A 15968-nucleotide genomic window follows, 5' to 3' on the forward strand; every position below is an offset into this window, starting at 1 on the left:
ACCTCCGCTCTATTTACAGAAAATATGTTTACCGATTTTTTTAATTTGTGGACGAGTCCAAATCCATTTACTAGTCGCAGTATCTGGATTGAAATAATATAAAGCATTTCCTGTTGGATCCCATCCGTTAATCGCATCTAAAACTGCTTTTTTTGCTGTTTCATTTGGTGTTAAATATATTTGTCCATCGGCTACCGCTGTAAATGCTCTAGGTTCAAAGATTACACCTGAAACAGTATTTGGGAATGACGCACTTGTAACACGGTTCAAAATAACAGCAGCTACTGCAACTTGTCCTAAATACGGTTCACCACGTGATTCTCCGTATACTGCGTTTGCCATCAGCTGAATATCATTTTGAGAATAACCGTTCGGAACATTTGTCCCTTTATTTTGAGGTGGTTTATTCTCTTGTGCAGTGCCACCACTATTTCCTTTATTCGTTGTCGTTCCTTTATTAGCAGTTGATTTGTCATACTTCGTTGCCTTCACGAGCATTTGCTTCGTTTTAGCTCCAGCTAAACCATCAACGGGTAATCCAAATTTCTCTTGAAAATTCCGAAGTGCCCAATATGTACCCCATCCGAAAACACCATCTACTTTTCCCGTATAAAATCCGTTATATTTTAAACGAGATTGCAGTTCAATGACATCTTCGCCCGACGCTCCTCTTTGAATGACTTGATTAGAAAATGCTTCTACATTCTTTAGTTGTATACTACTGACCATTAAAGACAGTCCTATGAACGCAAGTAAAACCGCTATTTTAAACATAGCTTTTTGGCGCATAATTTTCCCTCCTTAATTATGTAAATGATTTCTTGGTTATGTTTTGTAAAAGCCTCGCTTTTATGTAAAGAAGACAAAAAAATCCAAACTAATATCGTAGAAAGAAAATGTAAACAATATAAAAAAAGGATAAAAGGAGTTCATCATGAAGAATTTGTTAAAGCGTGTCGCACTCGTCCTTCTGTTCCTAACAACATGTTCAAATGTATATACAGGCTCATCAATTGTTCATGCGCAGCCGCCGTATGCAAAATGGGGTAAGCTTGCTGTAGAGAAAACGAAAGAACAGTACCCAAAAGCAGAGATTATTGATTACCTTCATATAGGTAGAAAACCAAAAACCGTTCAAATAACAGTTGAAAAATTCAAATTGTGGCTACGTGAAGACGGAAAAGAATATGGTGTTTTTGTTGATGTGGAATTTGAAACGAAGACGGAGAAATTTATTAAAATGTCGTTTCAGAAGACGAGTAGATAAAATGAAAGAAACCCGGCTATTTAGATTCATAACAGCCGGGTTTCTTTCATTTCTAAAATTCTTTTCTAAAATATCGATTCCCTAAAAATCTTACCAATATACAAATAGTGCCAATTACAACTGCTATCCCTATACTGTATAAAAGTACTCTACCATATCCACCTATTCTCGGATCTAAAAATGGATAAGGATACCAATTCACGATTGGACCACGAATTAAGCTATATACAACGTAAAAAAACGGGAATAAGAGCCAACTTGAAGCTTGTTTCCAAGCGATTTTCTTATTTGGTGGATTTAATATCCAATCTAAAAGCATAGCAATTGGCATGATATAATGTAACACCGTATTTACCCATGGTATTGCCGTTTGAAGTGATTCTTCTAACCCTCTTAATAATAAAAAATAAATGAGTCCAGTCGTAAGTATGTATACCGTTGCTGCACCACGAAGTATACTAAACTGTTCTGAGCGACCAAATGTAGCTGTTCCGATACTGCTTAAAAGGAGAATACATGCAACTAAAATGTTACTTTCGATCGTAAAGAAACTAAAAAAGTTAACTGGATTAAACGGTTTCACTTGTGCCCTAATTATGAATTGCGTAATAATGGCGCTACATACTAGAAGACTTAAACAGAATCTAAATAAAGATAAAATTTTTTCATCCTTCATACATTCCCTCCTTTTCTTATATATAATTAGAATTTCCCTGTACATGCTCAATAAATAATTTTAACGGAACGAGCCCACGTTTTGGCATATGACTACTTATAATAGCTACTATTTCTAACTGAGGAATGATAACGATGTATTGTCCGCCGTATCCCATAGCGAAATATATACAATACGGTATGTGAAATCTTTCGTTATGTAATACCCACCAGTGATATCCATATGCGCCGACATGTTCATATGTTTCAAATTGCGCCCTACTTGATTCTTCTAACCATTTCGCTGATACAATTTCTTTTTCATTCCAATATCCATTTTGCAAACATAATTTTCCTAATTTTAATAAATCGGTAGATTTCATTTTCATACCGAAGCCACCTACATATATACCCTGCGGATCTTGTTGCCACTCGTATTCGTTAATTTTTAATGGATCAAATAAATATTTCTTTGCAAACCGCTCTGTCGACATTCCAGTAGCTTCTTGAATAATATAGCTCAGTAAATGAGAAGAACCTGAATTATAATTCATTTTTGTAGCAGGTTCTTCAATTATTGGCTTTTCTAATATGTACTGTACCCAGTTCTCTGATTCTACAAAGTCATTTGGGAATACTACTCCATTCCCAAACTCTTTCCAGTCCTCACCAGTAGTCATTGTTAATAAGTGATATAGCGTTAAATCATGTTTTTCCCCAGGTACATTTTCAATCCACTCTGTAATTGATGTATGTATATCATTTATATAGCCCTTATCAATTGCAATACCAATTAATAAAGATACGATACTTTTTGTAATCGAATTTATTTTATATAAGTTATTTGCACATTCGGGTGTTTTATAATACTCCGTTGTTAATTCCCCTTTTTGATAAACAAGAAATGTATTCACTTTTTTCTTTTCGAATTTATTTTCTAGTTGCTTGAAATCCAAAAACTTTACCTCCATTTAAATAGTTACTCCATTTATTATATCTTGTTCCTTCATTTTAAACATAATTGTGCTCAAATAAAAATAAACCTGTCAGCCATAATGAACTGACAGGTTTATTTTTATAATTTCGTACGAACATTCCAAAGCTCTGGGAAGAATTGTTGATCAAGTACTCGCTTTAAATAAGAAACACCGGAGGATCCACCTGTACCCATTTTATGTCCAATAATTCTTTCTACTGTTTTCATATGACGGAAACGCCATTGTTGTAGCCAGTCTTCAATATCAATCAATTTTTCAGCAAGCTGATATAAATTCCAATATTTTTTCACATCCGCATACACTTCCAACCATGCTGCTTCTACTGTTGCATCTTCTTCATAAGGCTGCGTAATATCACGGTTTAACACATCTTTATGAATAGGGAATCCTTCTTTTACTAATGCTTGAATCGCGACATCATATAGACTTGGTGCATGTAGCGCTTTATGAAGTCGTGCATGTAATTCTGGATCCTTTTCATAAATTTTTAATGCGTGTGGCGTTTTATAGCCAAGTGCATACTCAATCATACGATATTGATACGATTGAAAACCTGAAGCTTGACCGAGTGAATCACGAAACTCAATATATTCTGATGGTGTTAATGTCGCAAGAATATCCCAAGATTGAATAATTTGAGACTGAATTTTTGATACACGTGCTAACATTTTAAAAGCTGGTTGTAATTTATCTTGTTTAATAGATTCAATCGCCGCATTTAGCTCATGTAAAATGAGCTTCATCCAAAGCTCACTTGCTTGGTGAATAACGATAAATAACATTTCATCATGATGGTCCGATAATCTTTTTTGAGAAGATAGTAAACTATCTAATTGTAAATACTCCCCATACGTCATATTCTCTTTAAAATCCGTATGAATCCCTTTTTCCATAATTACTTTTTCATTTTCTTTCATATTAGCCAAACGCCCCTTTTATATGATTCTACTTATATTGGTCTAATAACGGCTCGAACTGGACTTCCATCTGCATCAGTTAATGCAAGTGGTAATGCAATAAGTTCATAATCACCGTCTGCTACATGATCTAGTACGACATTTTCTAAAATATGAATTCCATGTTTAAATAATTGATGATGCGCTGCTAATTCTTTATCATCTAGCGGATCAACTGATGGTACATCTACTCCGATTAAACGAATACCTTTCTCTGAAAGAAACGACGCTATGTCTGCACGTAAATGAGGGATCACCTCTGGAAATTCTTCAGCTTTTCCATGTGAAGATGTACGTAATAATAATCGTTCTACACCTTCTAAATGAAAGCTTTCTAATTCCTTTTTCCCGATGCTTTCAAGATTAGAAACGTCAATAATCCGTGCTGGGCCAACATAAACTTGAACATCTAAATCCAATACTTTCTTTCCATCATTATCAAAATGAAATGGTGCATCAATATGAGTGCCTGTATGAATACTCATCGTTAACTTTCCGACATTTACTGAGCCACTTTCTTCTTTTGACCATGAAACTTCATACGAGAACGGTGTGTCTCCTGGCCACGTTGCAATATTATTATTTAGCGGTTGTGAAATATCAATCCACTCTGATGTTTTCATATTTATGCCACAACCTCTCGCTTATTTTCAAACTGCTTATACTCTTCATTTTTCATAATTTTCTTTAATATTTGTACAGATTTCCACACTTCTTCGTATGTGTTATATAAAGCGACCGGCGCCAGTCTCACCCCATTTGGCGCTCTAAAATCTGGAATTACTCCATTTGCTTTTAGTGCTTTACATATACGTGCTGCTTCTGCATGCTCTAAATAAATGTGCCCGCCTCGTTTTTCATCCTCTAATGGATTTCCAATTGTAAATTCGAAATCTTTTAATTCATGTCCAATTAAATTCAGCATGTATCTCGTAATATGTAAAGATTTTTCACGTAAACGTTCAATACCAGCATCTTTGAAAATTTCAAGTGAACCAATTAATGGTGCTGTACTTAAAACGTGCGGCGTACCAATTTGATAAGCACCTGCATGATCAGCAGCTGTTAATGTATGCTCCATATCAAACTGCTTATCTTTTCTAGAACTAAACCATCCAGACAACCCTGGTAGTCTATTAAAATGTTTATTATTCACATAAATTCCTGCAACGCCACCCGGTCCTGCATTTAAATATTTATAATTGCACCAAACAGCAAAATCGACATCCCAATCTTTGAAATGATGCGGAATAGATCCTATTGAATGGCATAAATCAAATCCGATATGAATGCCGCGTTTATGAGCTTCCGTTGTTAAACGTTTCATATCCAGAATTTGACCACTTCTATATAAAACAGAAGGTAATAAAATTAAAGCGATATCATCTTCCATCGCATAAATAATATCTTCTTCAGAAAGTGTTCTACCATCTCGGCTTTTCACTCTTACTAAATGCTCCTCTGGATCTAATCCTTTTAAACGAATTTGACTTTGAAGTGCATAAATATCTGATGGGAAAGTTAATTCATCCGCAAGTATTTTTGTACGTATTCCTTTTGGTTCGTAAAACGTCGCAATAACTTGATGTATATTTGTAGTTGTAGAACCGGTTACAATAGTTTCTTCCGGTAAAGCACCAATAAGAGGGGCTGTAAGTTTACCTAATTTCTCTGAAAGGAAAAACCACGGGTGCTCACCTTCTGTCCAGCCGTCAATGCCATACTCTTTCCACGAATCTAGCAACGTAAGTAATGATTTCTCTGCTCTTTTTGAAAGTAGCCCTAATGAGTTTCCATCTAAATATATAGTACCTTCTTTTTTATAGAATTCAGTTTGAAAATCTTTCAGTTCATCATGTTTATCACATTCAAGCGCATACTCATAAGTTGGTTGAAATGGTTCTTTATACATGGTGTCACCTTCTCTTAATTTTCTTTTTATTCTAACTAATTGAAATATATCACCTTAATTGATACAACGTCAATGATATTATGTCAGTTGACTTTATATATGAACTTCTTTTACAATACAGTTATATTTTCAGATATTTCAGTATAAAGAGGTGATTCTTTGAAAAACTCTACTCTTTCATCAAGAAAACACCGCTCCTTAGAAACGAAGAAGAAACTATTACACTCTGGTTACACTATTTTTATAAATAATGGATTTCAAAAAACGACAATTACACAAATTATTAAACATGCAGAAACTGGTTATGGAACAGCATATGTATACTTCAAAAACAAAGATGATCTCCTAATTAGTTTAATGGAAGATGTTATGAATCAATTTTATAATATTGCTGAGCGCTCTTTTTCTCCACAAACAAAAGAGGAAGCACGTATAATGATCCAAAATCAAGTTAGAGCATTCCTGCAATTAGCAGATGCAGAACGCGCTATTTTGCAAGTTGTAGAGGAAGCGATAGGATTATCAAGAGAAATACGGCAAAAATGGGATGAGATTCGGGAACGTTTTATAACAAGTATTAAACAGGATATTACTTACTCTCAAGAAAGTAGATTAGCACAACCTAATTTAAATAAAGAGATTGTAGCACGCGGTTGGTTCGCGATGAATGAATCGTTTCTTTGGACTATTACGCAAAATGATAAAAAGATTAACTTAGAGGAAATTGTGTATACGTTAACGGAGATGTATACAACCGGGTTATATAAATAGCACACCTTCAATAAGTAAGGTGTGTTATTTTACATCTATAAAAATATATTATCTGGGTATGGTAGCGCTAAAGTAGGCTTTTCAGAAAATGAGAAATATTGTAGTTTTAAAGATTCACCATCTATCGATTTCAGTTTTCCACTAGTAATTTCACATTCAAACACAACAACAATATATTCTACTTGATCGCCATTCGGATATATATGGCGGAACCTTTCCCCTCCAAATACCCCTTTTTGTTTTTTTACTCGTACTTTCAATCCTGTTTCTTCCCATACTTCCCGAATTACTGCTTCTTCTGGAGTTTCCCCAGGTTCAATTGCTCCAGCCGGCAAACTCCAATATTCTCCGCCAGGATATTGAAATAAGATTTCTCCCTGCTCGTTTTTAATAACTGCAGCTACACTTGGCATGAATATTAGTTCATGGCCTAATTGCTCACGGATTTTTTTATAATATAGCGACATCGACATATAATTCTCTCCCACCCCAATAATAAACAACTGTATTTTCTGACACCTATTGTATAATAATACCAATAGCAATTTCTATATAGAAAGGATAAGAAAATGACCCCAGTACAACTAGTAAATAGCTTTCTATCATTTTTAGGTACGACAAAACAGCCTACTAGCTTAAAGTTTTTAAATGAGCTTATTAAAGCTCATCAAGAAAAAATAAAATGGGAAACCCTTACTAAAATAATTGACTGGGAAAAGGGTAATGAAACAGGTAATTATTTTCCTTCCATTGAGACATACATAAACCGTATTACAACAAAAGGTCTCGGGGGTACTTGTTGGACGCACTCAATTGGATTCCATTGGTTATTATCAAATCTTGGTTTTAATATTCATTATATGTATATGGATCCCGGACATTTATGCTTACGGGTTAACTTAGACCAACCTTATTATGTTGATGTTGGTTATTGTGCACCTTTATTCCAAGCTTACCCACTTTATGAATCATTTCAAGTAAGTAATGTAAGAGAAACTTTCACTTATGAAGTCTCAAATAATAGGATTAAAATTGCTAGAAATCCAGGTCCAGCAAAAATCTTACATACAGATCCAATACATTTATCAAGTATGAAAGAACTCGTTAAAAAGTCTAACGATTGGCATACATCTCCTGTATTAAAGAAAATTCAGATTTTCGGTTATATCGATGGTATTCCAACTTCTATTAATGATAATGTTTTAAAACGATATTTCCAAGGTAAGAAAAGAGAACAAATCATTACATCTTCTGAACTTAATTATTGGATAACAGAAAGATTTTGTGTTGATAAAGAAATATATGAAAGAGCTATTGAGATTTTCAATGAAAAATCTTCAAACAGTAAAAGCGTTACTCATGAGATTGAGTAACGCTTTTACCTTAATATATTTTAATATTAATCTTCTTTATGATAAGCAGCTTCTACACATTCTACTAGACGTTCCATTTGTTCCATAGTTAAACCTCGTGAAATCCAACCTGTTAACTTATACATCATTTTATAATAAAAATTACTAGGTTCATATTCTGAAATTAATGTTAGTGCTGTACCTTCCTCATCTTCTTCTAACATATAAGTCATTGCTGAATATCCTTGCTTCATTTCACTACCAAGTGAAATAATATGCGGTGTATCGTATTCAAGAATTTCTACTTCTGCCTCGAATATTTTCTTACCGACTTTTTGAACAGTAATATATTTATCTCCTACACGTGGATTCTCTTTATCCATATTTGAAGGATAGCGATTTTCTATTATAAACGTATTCCATTCTTTTATTTTTTCATCTTCTATTATATAGTCACATACAATATCCATTGGTGCTTTTATTACTATTTCAATTGCAAAACTCATTATACTGCCCCTCTCAAATACCCTATCCATTTCTATTTAACTAAATCATTATGCCATATTTTATATAGTGAAATACAAGTGGAATTTTAACTTTTATTGCGAGAATGTTTTTCGTAATAAGAAAATCATGAATAAATAATTTAAATACTTATTCATGCAAAATGTTTTACTAACAATACAACAATTAAATATAATGCAACGAGTAGTCAAGCGATGTCCATACTTTTATTTTCTTTTTTTAAAAAATTTTGCACTCCTAAACTAACTAACATAATCCCTATAAGCGTTTGTAAAATTAGCATACTCTGTTCCGAAACAGCATTCCAACTATAAATGGAATACCCCATTACAATAATTGCAAGTACAATCGTTAAGATCCTATTCATATGAAAATCCTTCCTATAAAAAAAGAAGCCACTAAGTTTCCTTAGTGGTTTTATTAACAATTTATATTTAGTAAAATTACTTTTTATGAGTTTGATATAAGTCAAAAGAATTTCCTGTCCAATATAACTACGTATGTTAGCCCACTTCTTCTTTATCCAGTCTACTTACAATTCCAACTATAAATTTATATTCAACCCTCCTCTTCTTATCTTTCTTAAACCCCTCTTTCGTATCAAAAATAAAACAAGTTTTCCGAAACCAAATACGTATGTATAAAGACTCAAAATAAATAGGTTTTATAATTCCTCGTTCTTCAAATTCAGTTCCATCTTTATTTTCAGTTTCCGTTCGAACGAACCACCTATTCCCGATTCCAATTTCAATGTACTTCACACACTAACCCCCATTAGGAAATTTCCCTTCTAACAATTCTATTATTTCCCCGGTAAGCGCACATTCCGACAGAACATGAGCCCACAAAGAAAAAGTAGATTACAAAAATCTACTTTATAACTTATATTTTTGCATTCGTTTATAAAATGTACTACGGGGTACATCTAATAGTTTTGCAGCTAATGAAACATTTCCGTTTGTCTTTTGTAATGCTTCAATCATGCTATCACGCTGTATTTTTTCGCGAAAATTCAATGTATGTTCGGTTTTATTTTCAACTTGTAACTCAAGTTGTTGTTGATTTCCCATCATTGTTTGTATCAAAAAAGCGACTTGTTTTTCGCATATTTCCCGTCCTTGCGACAAAATGTAAATGCGTTCTAATGCATTTACTAGTTCTCGAATATTTCCGGGCCATGTATGTTGTAAAAATTGATTACAAATACTCTTCGGAAATACAACATTCCAATTCTTCCGTTCGCAAAAGTGTTGTATAAAATATGGAATATCCTCTTTTCTTTCTATTAACGATGGAACATATAGTGGATAAACATGTAAACGATAATATAAATCTTGACGGAATTTCCCTTCTTCTACTAACCTTAGTAAATCTTTATGTGTGGCAGTAATAATACGAATATTTACTGGTACCTCTTTTGAACTTCCTATTGGAGTTATTGTGCGTTCTTGTAAAACACGCAATAAGGCTACTTGCATCTCTGGTGGTACTTCACCAATTTCATCTAAAAATAATGTTCCTCCATTCGCTTGTTCAAATTTCCCTTTATACCCTTGACGTCGCGCACCTGTAAACGCACCTTCAGCATAACCGAACAATTCACTTTCCATTAATTCTTTAGGCAAAGAACCACAATTAACAGCTATAAAGGGCCCGTCTTTTCTTGGACTATTTTCATGAATCGCTCTCGCGACATATTCCTTTCCTACTCCTGTCTCACCACATACATACACACTAGCATCAGTCGGTGAAACAAGCTTAATTTCTTCTAGTGTGTGTTGAAATGCTTTGCTTGTCCCGGTAACTCCTGGAAAAGTAATTCCTTTTATAAATGTGAAAGCAGAATATGTATTCATTTGTTTGTTTTCCTTTAAATACATACATTTCCCGATCATTCTTTCATTACTATATACCGGTATCTCTAATTTAGTTTCCAATCCATGGTGCACTAAATCTTCAAGTTTCATTCTTGACCAATTAGTTACTCGTTCCCGAACGCTCTTACTCGCAGAAACGATAACATCACGATGATTACAAATAACTACTTGTTCATCACTATCAATGACATCTAAAAAACGATGGATTAAGTGTAATTCATTTTGATGAACTCTTATGCTACATTCACGTTCAATCGCATGTGCAATTGAAGTTACCATACCGAGCATATATGGATGTGAAAATTCAATTGGACAGGAGAAATCTAGAATACCAATTAATTTCCCGTCATCGTTATGAATGGGAGCAGCCGCACAACTCCAGCTATGAGATGCCACGGAGTAATGTTCAGTACCACTTATCATAATAGCTTCTTCAATTTCTAGCGCTGTTCCTATTGCGTTTGTCCCCACAGCTGCTTCCGTCCATTTTACACCTTCAATAAAATTAATATGTTTCGCTCGCTTTAACGTTTGTTTATTTCCACTTAAGGATAGAACATAACCATCTGGATCGATTAATAATGCCATCATTTGTAGTTCATCAATGGTTTTTCTCAAATTTTGTATTTGGGGTAATGCTATATCAAGGAAAATTTCACTCTTTTTCTTTTGTTCTCGAAAAATATTAGAAGACAAAACTTTCTGACCTTTATTCATGTGAGGATTAACATTAGCCTGTTTACATCGATGCCACGATTCTGAAATTCTTTGATTTATGCGATTTGAATCAAGAACACCTTCATTAACAAACTTTTTCCATGCATGTAAGTAAAACGGTGAAGCTAACATTGTATCATCTCCCTTTTAATTGTTTTGGAGATTTATAAAACATACTTTTATTATAAAACTGAATAAAAGCGTTTTCAATACAACTAGCAATACGACACAAATATGTTAATAATTTGAATATCCTAATGCACTTCTTTATTCTTTTTTAGTAGCACTATATTTTGTATAATGGACGCAAACAAAATACATAACCAAAACCACTTTTGTGGATTACCATTTATAAAGAAAACAATCACGGCTATTGCAAATAAAATAGCGGATGCTAAACTAAAATATAATTTTGTTTTAATTTCTATTATCCCTCACCCCTCTGTTACTTTACAGTACATACTAACTCTTCATTTTTCATCTCTACTATGTACTCCTGTAAAACATATTCTTTCCCGCCATGGTTTTCATACCATTCATGTATTCCTTTAATATGCCTCTCGTCACTTCTAATTTTCGATTCTATTTCATTATACTGTTCATAACTATCATATTCCCATATGGCAAATACTTCAGACGTACCATTCTTATTATCTTTCATCCAGCGTCCTATTAGCCTAGAACCATGCTTTAATTGATTAGGTAAGTTCGTATTATTGAAATGATCATTAAATACTTCTATGAATTCATTTTTCACTACATAGTACTTCCTTCTGTAAAACATACTTCTTCACCTCTTTCATGAAAAGTATTAGTAAATCTTCCCATCAATACCGTATTATAATACTTTCCATCCGATAGTCTTTTGTCATTTTTCAAAATGCCTTCTACTTCAAAACCTAATTTTTTATACAGATGAATAGCTTTCTCGTTTGTCTCTAATACTTGTAAAGATATTTTATTTACTGCATTTTCGTCAGCCCATTTAATAGATTGTTGTAATAGGCTCTTCCCCATTCTATATCCCCAAAACTCTTTTAAAATGCAAACGCCAAACTCCACTTTATGAGATAATCTCTTAAAATTTGATCCTTCACATCTTGAAAATCCAACGATTCGATTGTGCACTTCTGCAACTAAAAAGAGATTCTTAGTCTCTTCACTATCTGTTTTTATTATTTTTTGAAACCCTAGGTCATCTATAAATCCCTCTCCAGCATCTCTATCCATATTTTCAGTTTCTCCATCAATCTGAACTCTAATTTTCGATAACTGCTCAGCATCTTTCTCAGCTGCAGAACGAATTGTATAAGTTAATCCATTTATATAAAACTCTTGCTCTTTTACAATCATGTCAAACTCCTTTCAAATGAATATAATGGTGCTATTACAACTTGTTTACCTTGTTTCTCAAAGTCCTGAACAGTTTCTTTACTAGCCTCTTCGTCAGTTATAATAATGTCAATTTCTTTTAGAGACTCTCCTCTTATAAAACAATCTATTCCAAGTTTATTATGCGGAACTAAACAAATATTTCTTCTAGCAATTTCACTTACTCTTTTACTAAAATAAGCAACTTCAGGTGTTGCAGTACTAATACCTTGTAATGAAATGCCTCCACCTGTGGAGAAATAAAGATCAATAGAAAATCTACTTATCAATTCAGAGGCAAGTGTATCAGTAATATTCCCTGAAGGTTTTACTTTTCCGCCAATTAAATACGTATCAATATTCTTATATTCTCGTAGATAACCAGCTATTTCTATAGAATTCGTAATAACCGTAAATGATACTTCCGGTAAATATTTCAGCATCGCATTATGAACGGGAGCCCCGCCAATAAAAATTGAATCACCTTCTTGTATATAAGATACCGCAACTCTTGCAATTGTGTCCTCATATATTGAGCTATCACTATAACGTTTAGTTGGTTCCGCAGCTAAGTTTCTCACTCGCGTAAGTTCAATTGCACCTCCGTGCGTTCTTTTTAATAAACCATCCTTTTCCATAATAGACAAATCTCTTCTTATAGAATCAATAGACATATCAAATCTTTCCGCAAGATCCTTTGCTATTACTCTTCCATCTGTATTAAGTCGTTCTAAAATTTTCTCTCGACGTTCTTCAGTAAACATGTCATCACCACCGTTATTGAAGGTTCAGAAACTTAAACTTTATTTTAATTATATGCATGCCTCTTCCGTTTTACAATATTTTCAATTCTTATTTATTCCGTTTTATACAGTCTTCTCCCTCTTTCTATCCTGTTAACTTGACAACCAAATAAATGTATATCTGTATATTACGCAAAAACACTTCCATTTACCTTCCTATTGATGTAAAATTATTCCTATGTTTTACTTTTTAATACAGAAAGGGATTACTATGAAATCATTAATCAAAACGACATGTACAGCATTATTATTTACTGGAATATTGACAGGATGTAATAGCAATACTACATCAAAACAAGAAAAGAGCGCTCTCGAAAAGAATGCAATGCACTATGGAGAAATAGTTAAAAACGAATACTATAGAGCGACAGTTGAGAATGCAAAGTTTGAAAAAATAGACAAAGAGCGGCGCCTTACTACTCGTGTTATGATTAATAATGTTCGAGACGATGGACAAACTATTGATCTTTCGGAAATAAAATATTTCATACAAGATGAAAAAACTGGTGAGAAATATGAAGGTGAAGCTCATCCGATAGATGACGAGCACTATAAAAATGTTCCACACGAGTTCTCTTTAACTACTGACGTTGTATTTGAACTGAAAACTTCACCAAAAGATTTAAATAATATGTATTTATACATAGATAGCAAAGCAGCGCCGTTAACAGATACATATTGGAAGCTTGATAATTTAGTATCTAAATAGAAAGACCAGTCTTACATGACTGGTCTTTTACATTCATACATTTAACTTTCATTAACACTTATATTCATTTTCTAATAACAACTTGAATAACATCAGCTAAACCAGTGTGCCCTTTCCCTTCAATTCGCTCTTGTTCGCCATTAAAGAAATGAATTACCTTATGTTCTTCACACCAAGTAAGGATATCAATTGGATCATACAGCATATCAACATCTTTTGGTCCACCAGTACCATAGTTTATTTGTTTTTTTGAGTAAACTTCAAACATAATTAAACCACCAGGCTTTATCGTTTGTATCATTTTACCTAATATCATTTTTTTATAATCATCATGAAAATGTCCAAATACCATAATTGCTGCATCATATTCATTTTCTGGCAAACTATCAGCTAATAAATCTACTTTTTTTGTATGCACGTTTACGTTATGCTTCTCTGCCAATTTTTTTGTCTTCTCTAATCCATCTTCCGAATAATCAATAGCTGTTACTTCGTTCCCTTGTCTTGCTAGAAATACAGCATTTCTACCTTCTCCCTCCGCGAAAGCTATTACTTTATTGTGATTTGCTAAACGAAATGCTTGTTCTTTAATAAATGTATTAGGTTCTTCCCCGTAAAAATATTCATCTGATTTATATCGATCATTCCAAAATTTAGTCATCATCTTCTCTCCTTCTTCATATCATTTTCTAACTACAATTAAAGATATCAAAGAGTCTTTTTATCCTTAATTAATTTAAAAATAAAAGCAGATTAAAAATCCACTTTTATTTTTTTCGCAAGATCTACGATTTTTTGATTTCGTAACTCTTCTTCCATTTTCTCTTCTGCTGCAAGCATTACTTCATTAATTAAACATCCCGGTTTGTCATGTAAACAACATTCAAACAATGATGTTTTACCTTCAATTGCATGTATAATATCTAAAAATGAAATATCTTCCCAATTCTTACTAAGCGAGTAACCGCCCTTTGGACCAGATGATGAATGTATCATCCCTTCCTTCGTCAACTTAGTTAGTATTTTAGACAAGTACGTTGGTGAAACATTTTGCATTTCTGCTAATTGGTGAACACTAACTAACTTATTTGGTGTAGCCTTTGCCAGAAAAAGTATTGTATGAAGAGCATAATTTGTAGCTTTAGAATATTTCATAGTACAGCCCCTATTGTAGACTTCATGTATCTACAATAACTTTATTTTTTTATTATGTCAAACGTTTGTAATGCTCCATAAAAAATTATTTATTCACAAGTAATACATCTGTCGCACAAATCGTCACTTCTCTAAATGGACAGTCAAATAAAACACCTAGTTCAAAACCATCTTCAGTAAGAGCTATTTCATGATATAACCACCAAGCATTTTCAAAGTTTTCCGGCATAGAACAATTTGTTACTCCTATAAAGGTTACTTCAAGTTTATCAAATTCACTAAAAGTACCACTGCAATCTAATACGATAGACAAAGTATCTTCTGATTCTCTCTTTATTACTTTAATTACACTATCGTGTAGTGATGTCTTGTGTAACTGAGCGACATTTGACGGAAGTTTTTTCTCAATGGAATTAAAATATTCTACGTATGATTGATCTAATTGTGCCATTCTTTTCTCATAATCTGTTGTCCACTCTTGCATACGTTTTTTCAGTTCACCTGATGGATATTCTGAATTAATTGTGATGTTTTGTATAATTGAGTATATCGATTCAGGAAGGAATTTTAATAAATCTATTTTCCTTTCCTCTATTTCTTCCTTTAAACTTTGTATATCCATTTCCGACCATTCTTTTATAGACTCTATAAAACTTACAAATTCTAAAACTTGCATTTTTTATACCATTCTCTTGTAAAATATTTCAATGACACCTCTCCTAAAATATCTTTACATCCAGTAAAAGCAATACATCCACTTATTATATCATTCCAATAACCATTTTTTCTAAAGAAATAATGTAAAAATGTAAATATTCCACCTATCATTTCTAAAACTTCAGAATATTTACAAAAGTATAAAATTAGAATACATTTTAGCTGTACAAGATTCACCTGTACA

General features: G+C 33.0%; 20 protein-coding genes and 1 pseudogene. 4 read left to right on the forward strand and 17 right to left on the reverse strand.

Features of this window, described 5'->3' with window-relative positions:
- Positions 1 to 9: 9 nt before the first annotated feature.
- A complete protein-coding gene (sleB, locus tag ACUN13_RS15455; RefSeq protein WP_001249063.1) occupies positions 10 to 789 on the reverse strand; it encodes a spore cortex-lytic enzyme in 780 nt (259 codons plus the stop codon).
- Positions 790 to 934: 145 nt separating this feature from the next.
- Here sleB and ACUN13_RS15460 point away from each other — a divergent pair, with 145 nt between their 5' ends.
- The gene (locus ACUN13_RS15460; protein ID WP_000793373.1) at positions 935 to 1267 is read left to right on the forward strand and encodes a DUF3889 domain-containing protein; all 333 of its coding nucleotides are present in this window, start codon (positions 935 to 937) and stop codon (positions 1265 to 1267) included.
- A 52-nt stretch (positions 1268 to 1319) separates the two neighbouring features.
- Here ACUN13_RS15460 and ACUN13_RS15465 read toward each other — a convergent pair whose 3' ends face one another.
- From ACUN13_RS15465 to kynU, 5 genes are all read right to left on the reverse strand, one after another.
- The gene (locus ACUN13_RS15465) at positions 1320 to 1943 is read right to left on the reverse strand and encodes a Pr6Pr family membrane protein (RefSeq protein WP_259592221.1); all 624 of its coding nucleotides are present in this window, start codon (positions 1941 to 1943) and stop codon (positions 1320 to 1322) included.
- A gap of 16 nt (positions 1944 to 1959) precedes the next feature.
- Positions 1960 to 2877, reverse strand: coding sequence for a serine hydrolase domain-containing protein (locus ACUN13_RS15470; protein WP_259592219.1), 918 nt, complete (start codon positions 2875 to 2877; stop codon positions 1960 to 1962).
- 119 nt (positions 2878 to 2996) lie between these two features.
- Positions 2997 to 3836: a tryptophan 2,3-dioxygenase gene (gene kynA, locus ACUN13_RS15475; RefSeq protein ID WP_000661957.1), complete on the reverse strand. Its 840-nt coding sequence runs from the start codon at positions 3834 to 3836 to the stop codon at positions 2997 to 2999.
- 32 nt (positions 3837 to 3868) lie between these two features.
- On the reverse strand, positions 3869 to 4498 hold the full coding sequence (gene kynB / locus ACUN13_RS15480; RefSeq protein ID WP_000858074.1) for an arylformamidase: 630 nt from the start codon (positions 4496 to 4498) through the stop codon (positions 3869 to 3871).
- A 2-nt stretch (positions 4499 to 4500) separates the two neighbouring features.
- Positions 4501 to 5787: a kynureninase gene (gene kynU / locus ACUN13_RS15485; protein ID WP_000276302.1), complete on the reverse strand. Its 1287-nt coding sequence runs from the start codon at positions 5785 to 5787 to the stop codon at positions 4501 to 4503.
- A gap of 159 nt (positions 5788 to 5946) precedes the next feature.
- On the opposite strand from kynU, the gene ACUN13_RS15490 reads away from it, so the two are divergent.
- Entirely contained in the window at positions 5947 to 6558 is a 612-nt protein-coding gene (locus ACUN13_RS15490) for a TetR/AcrR family transcriptional regulator (RefSeq protein ID WP_063245486.1), read from the forward strand.
- Positions 6559 to 6593: 35 nt separating this feature from the next.
- Here the strand turns inward: ACUN13_RS15490 and ACUN13_RS15495 are convergent, their stop codons facing one another.
- Positions 6594 to 7031, reverse strand: coding sequence for an NUDIX hydrolase (locus tag ACUN13_RS15495; RefSeq protein ID WP_119683510.1), 438 nt, complete (start codon positions 7029 to 7031; stop codon positions 6594 to 6596).
- 96 nt (positions 7032 to 7127) lie between these two features.
- Between ACUN13_RS15495 and ACUN13_RS15500 the strand changes: the two genes are divergently transcribed.
- Positions 7128 to 7931, forward strand: a complete 804-nt coding sequence (locus ACUN13_RS15500) for a hypothetical protein (protein WP_409532095.1) — start codon at positions 7128 to 7130, stop codon at positions 7929 to 7931.
- Positions 7932 to 7957: 26 nt separating this feature from the next.
- Here the strand turns inward: ACUN13_RS15500 and ACUN13_RS15505 are convergent, their stop codons facing one another.
- From ACUN13_RS15505 to ACUN13_RS15535, 7 genes are all read right to left on the reverse strand, one after another.
- Entirely contained in the window at positions 7958 to 8416 is a 459-nt protein-coding gene (locus ACUN13_RS15505) for an SRPBCC family protein (RefSeq protein WP_409532097.1), read from the reverse strand.
- Between the two features lie 206 nt (positions 8417 to 8622).
- Positions 8623 to 8802, reverse strand: a complete 180-nt coding sequence (locus ACUN13_RS15510) for a DUF3953 domain-containing protein (protein ID WP_342761908.1) — start codon at positions 8800 to 8802, stop codon at positions 8623 to 8625.
- Between the two features lie 136 nt (positions 8803 to 8938).
- Positions 8939 to 9196 (reverse strand): DUF3977 family protein, encoded by a 258-nt coding sequence (locus ACUN13_RS15515; protein WP_000873841.1) that lies wholly within the window; start codon positions 9194 to 9196, stop codon positions 8939 to 8941.
- 114 nt (positions 9197 to 9310) lie between these two features.
- Positions 9311 to 11161, reverse strand: coding sequence for a sigma-54-dependent Fis family transcriptional regulator (locus ACUN13_RS15520; RefSeq protein WP_098679153.1), 1851 nt, complete (start codon positions 11159 to 11161; stop codon positions 9311 to 9313).
- Positions 11162 to 11474: 313 nt separating this feature from the next.
- Positions 11475 to 11813, reverse strand: a complete 339-nt coding sequence (locus ACUN13_RS15525) for an NIPSNAP family protein (RefSeq protein WP_000499992.1) — start codon at positions 11811 to 11813, stop codon at positions 11475 to 11477.
- A complete protein-coding gene (locus ACUN13_RS15530; RefSeq protein ID WP_000635680.1) occupies positions 11786 to 12382 on the reverse strand; it encodes a GNAT family N-acetyltransferase in 597 nt (198 codons plus the stop codon). Before ACUN13_RS15530 ends, ACUN13_RS15525 begins: the two co-directional genes overlap by 28 nt.
- Complete coding sequence (locus tag ACUN13_RS15535) at positions 12379 to 13164, reverse strand: DeoR/GlpR family DNA-binding transcription regulator (protein WP_000493652.1); 786 nt, start codon at positions 13162 to 13164, stop codon at positions 12379 to 12381. Before ACUN13_RS15535 ends, ACUN13_RS15530 begins: the two co-directional genes overlap by 4 nt.
- Positions 13165 to 13414: 250 nt before the next feature.
- On the opposite strand from ACUN13_RS15535, the gene ACUN13_RS15540 reads away from it, so the two are divergent.
- Positions 13415 to 13912 carry a hypothetical protein gene (locus tag ACUN13_RS15540; RefSeq protein ID WP_000838466.1) on the forward strand — a complete coding sequence of 166 codons (498 nt, stop codon included), beginning with the start codon at positions 13415 to 13417 and terminating at the stop codon, positions 13910 to 13912.
- A 64-nt stretch (positions 13913 to 13976) separates the two neighbouring features.
- Here ACUN13_RS15540 and ACUN13_RS15545 read toward each other — a convergent pair whose 3' ends face one another.
- From ACUN13_RS15545 to ACUN13_RS15555, 3 genes and pseudogenes are all read right to left on the reverse strand, one after another.
- On the reverse strand, positions 13977 to 14576 hold the full coding sequence (locus ACUN13_RS15545; protein WP_002041261.1) for a class I SAM-dependent methyltransferase: 600 nt from the start codon (positions 14574 to 14576) through the stop codon (positions 13977 to 13979).
- An 89-nt stretch (positions 14577 to 14665) separates the two neighbouring features.
- On the reverse strand, positions 14666 to 15067 hold the full coding sequence (locus tag ACUN13_RS15550) for an Rrf2 family transcriptional regulator (protein WP_000877642.1): 402 nt from the start codon (positions 15065 to 15067) through the stop codon (positions 14666 to 14668).
- Between the two features lie 85 nt (positions 15068 to 15152).
- Positions 15153 to 15775: pseudogene (locus tag ACUN13_RS15555) on the reverse strand (DUF4085 domain-containing protein).
- Positions 15776 to 15968 lie beyond the last annotated feature (193 nt).

The organism is Bacillus cereus group sp. Bce041 (assembly GCF_052646455.1).

Excerpts from the sequence above, each read along its gene's own strand:
- ACUN13_RS15505 (WP_409532097.1), bottom strand. The coding sequence starts at position 8,416 with ATGAGTTTTGCAATTGAAATAGTAATAAAAGCACCAATGGATATTGTA.
- ACUN13_RS15495 (WP_119683510.1), bottom strand. The coding sequence starts at position 7,031 with ATGTCGATGTCGCTATATTATAAAAAAATCCGTGAGCAATTAGGCCAT.
- kynU (WP_000276302.1), bottom strand. The coding sequence starts at position 5,787 with ATGTATAAAGAACCATTTCAACCAACTTATGAGTATGCGCTTGAATGT.
- ACUN13_RS15530 (WP_000635680.1), bottom strand. The coding sequence starts at position 12,382 with ATGATTGTAAAAGAGCAAGAGTTTTATATAAATGGATTAACTTATACA.
- ACUN13_RS15460 (WP_000793373.1), top strand. The coding sequence starts at position 935 with ATGAAGAATTTGTTAAAGCGTGTCGCACTCGTCCTTCTGTTCCTAACA.
- ACUN13_RS15540 (WP_000838466.1), top strand. The coding sequence starts at position 13,415 with ATGAAATCATTAATCAAAACGACATGTACAGCATTATTATTTACTGGA.
- ACUN13_RS15525 (WP_000499992.1), bottom strand. The coding sequence starts at position 11,813 with ATGTTTTACAGAAGGAAGTACTATGTAGTGAAAAATGAATTCATAGAA.
- ACUN13_RS15510 (WP_342761908.1), bottom strand. The coding sequence starts at position 8,802 with ATGAATAGGATCTTAACGATTGTACTTGCAATTATTGTAATGGGGTAT.
- kynA (WP_000661957.1), bottom strand. The coding sequence starts at position 3,836 with ATGAAAGAAAATGAAAAAGTAATTATGGAAAAAGGGATTCATACGGAT.
- ACUN13_RS15500 (WP_409532095.1), top strand. The coding sequence starts at position 7,128 with ATGACCCCAGTACAACTAGTAAATAGCTTTCTATCATTTTTAGGTACG.
- ACUN13_RS15535 (WP_000493652.1), bottom strand. The coding sequence starts at position 13,164 with ATGTTTACTGAAGAACGTCGAGAGAAAATTTTAGAACGACTTAATACA.
- ACUN13_RS15545 (WP_002041261.1), bottom strand. The coding sequence starts at position 14,576 with ATGATGACTAAATTTTGGAATGATCGATATAAATCAGATGAATATTTT.
- ACUN13_RS15520 (WP_098679153.1), bottom strand. The coding sequence starts at position 11,161 with ATGTTAGCTTCACCGTTTTACTTACATGCATGGAAAAAGTTTGTTAAT.
- ACUN13_RS15550 (WP_000877642.1), bottom strand. The coding sequence starts at position 15,067 with ATGAAATATTCTAAAGCTACAAATTATGCTCTTCATACAATACTTTTT.
- ACUN13_RS15465 (WP_259592221.1), bottom strand. The coding sequence starts at position 1,943 with ATGAAGGATGAAAAAATTTTATCTTTATTTAGATTCTGTTTAAGTCTT.
- sleB (WP_001249063.1), bottom strand. The coding sequence starts at position 789 with ATGCGCCAAAAAGCTATGTTTAAAATAGCGGTTTTACTTGCGTTCATA.
- kynB (WP_000858074.1), bottom strand. The coding sequence starts at position 4,498 with ATGAAAACATCAGAGTGGATTGATATTTCACAACCGCTAAATAATAAT.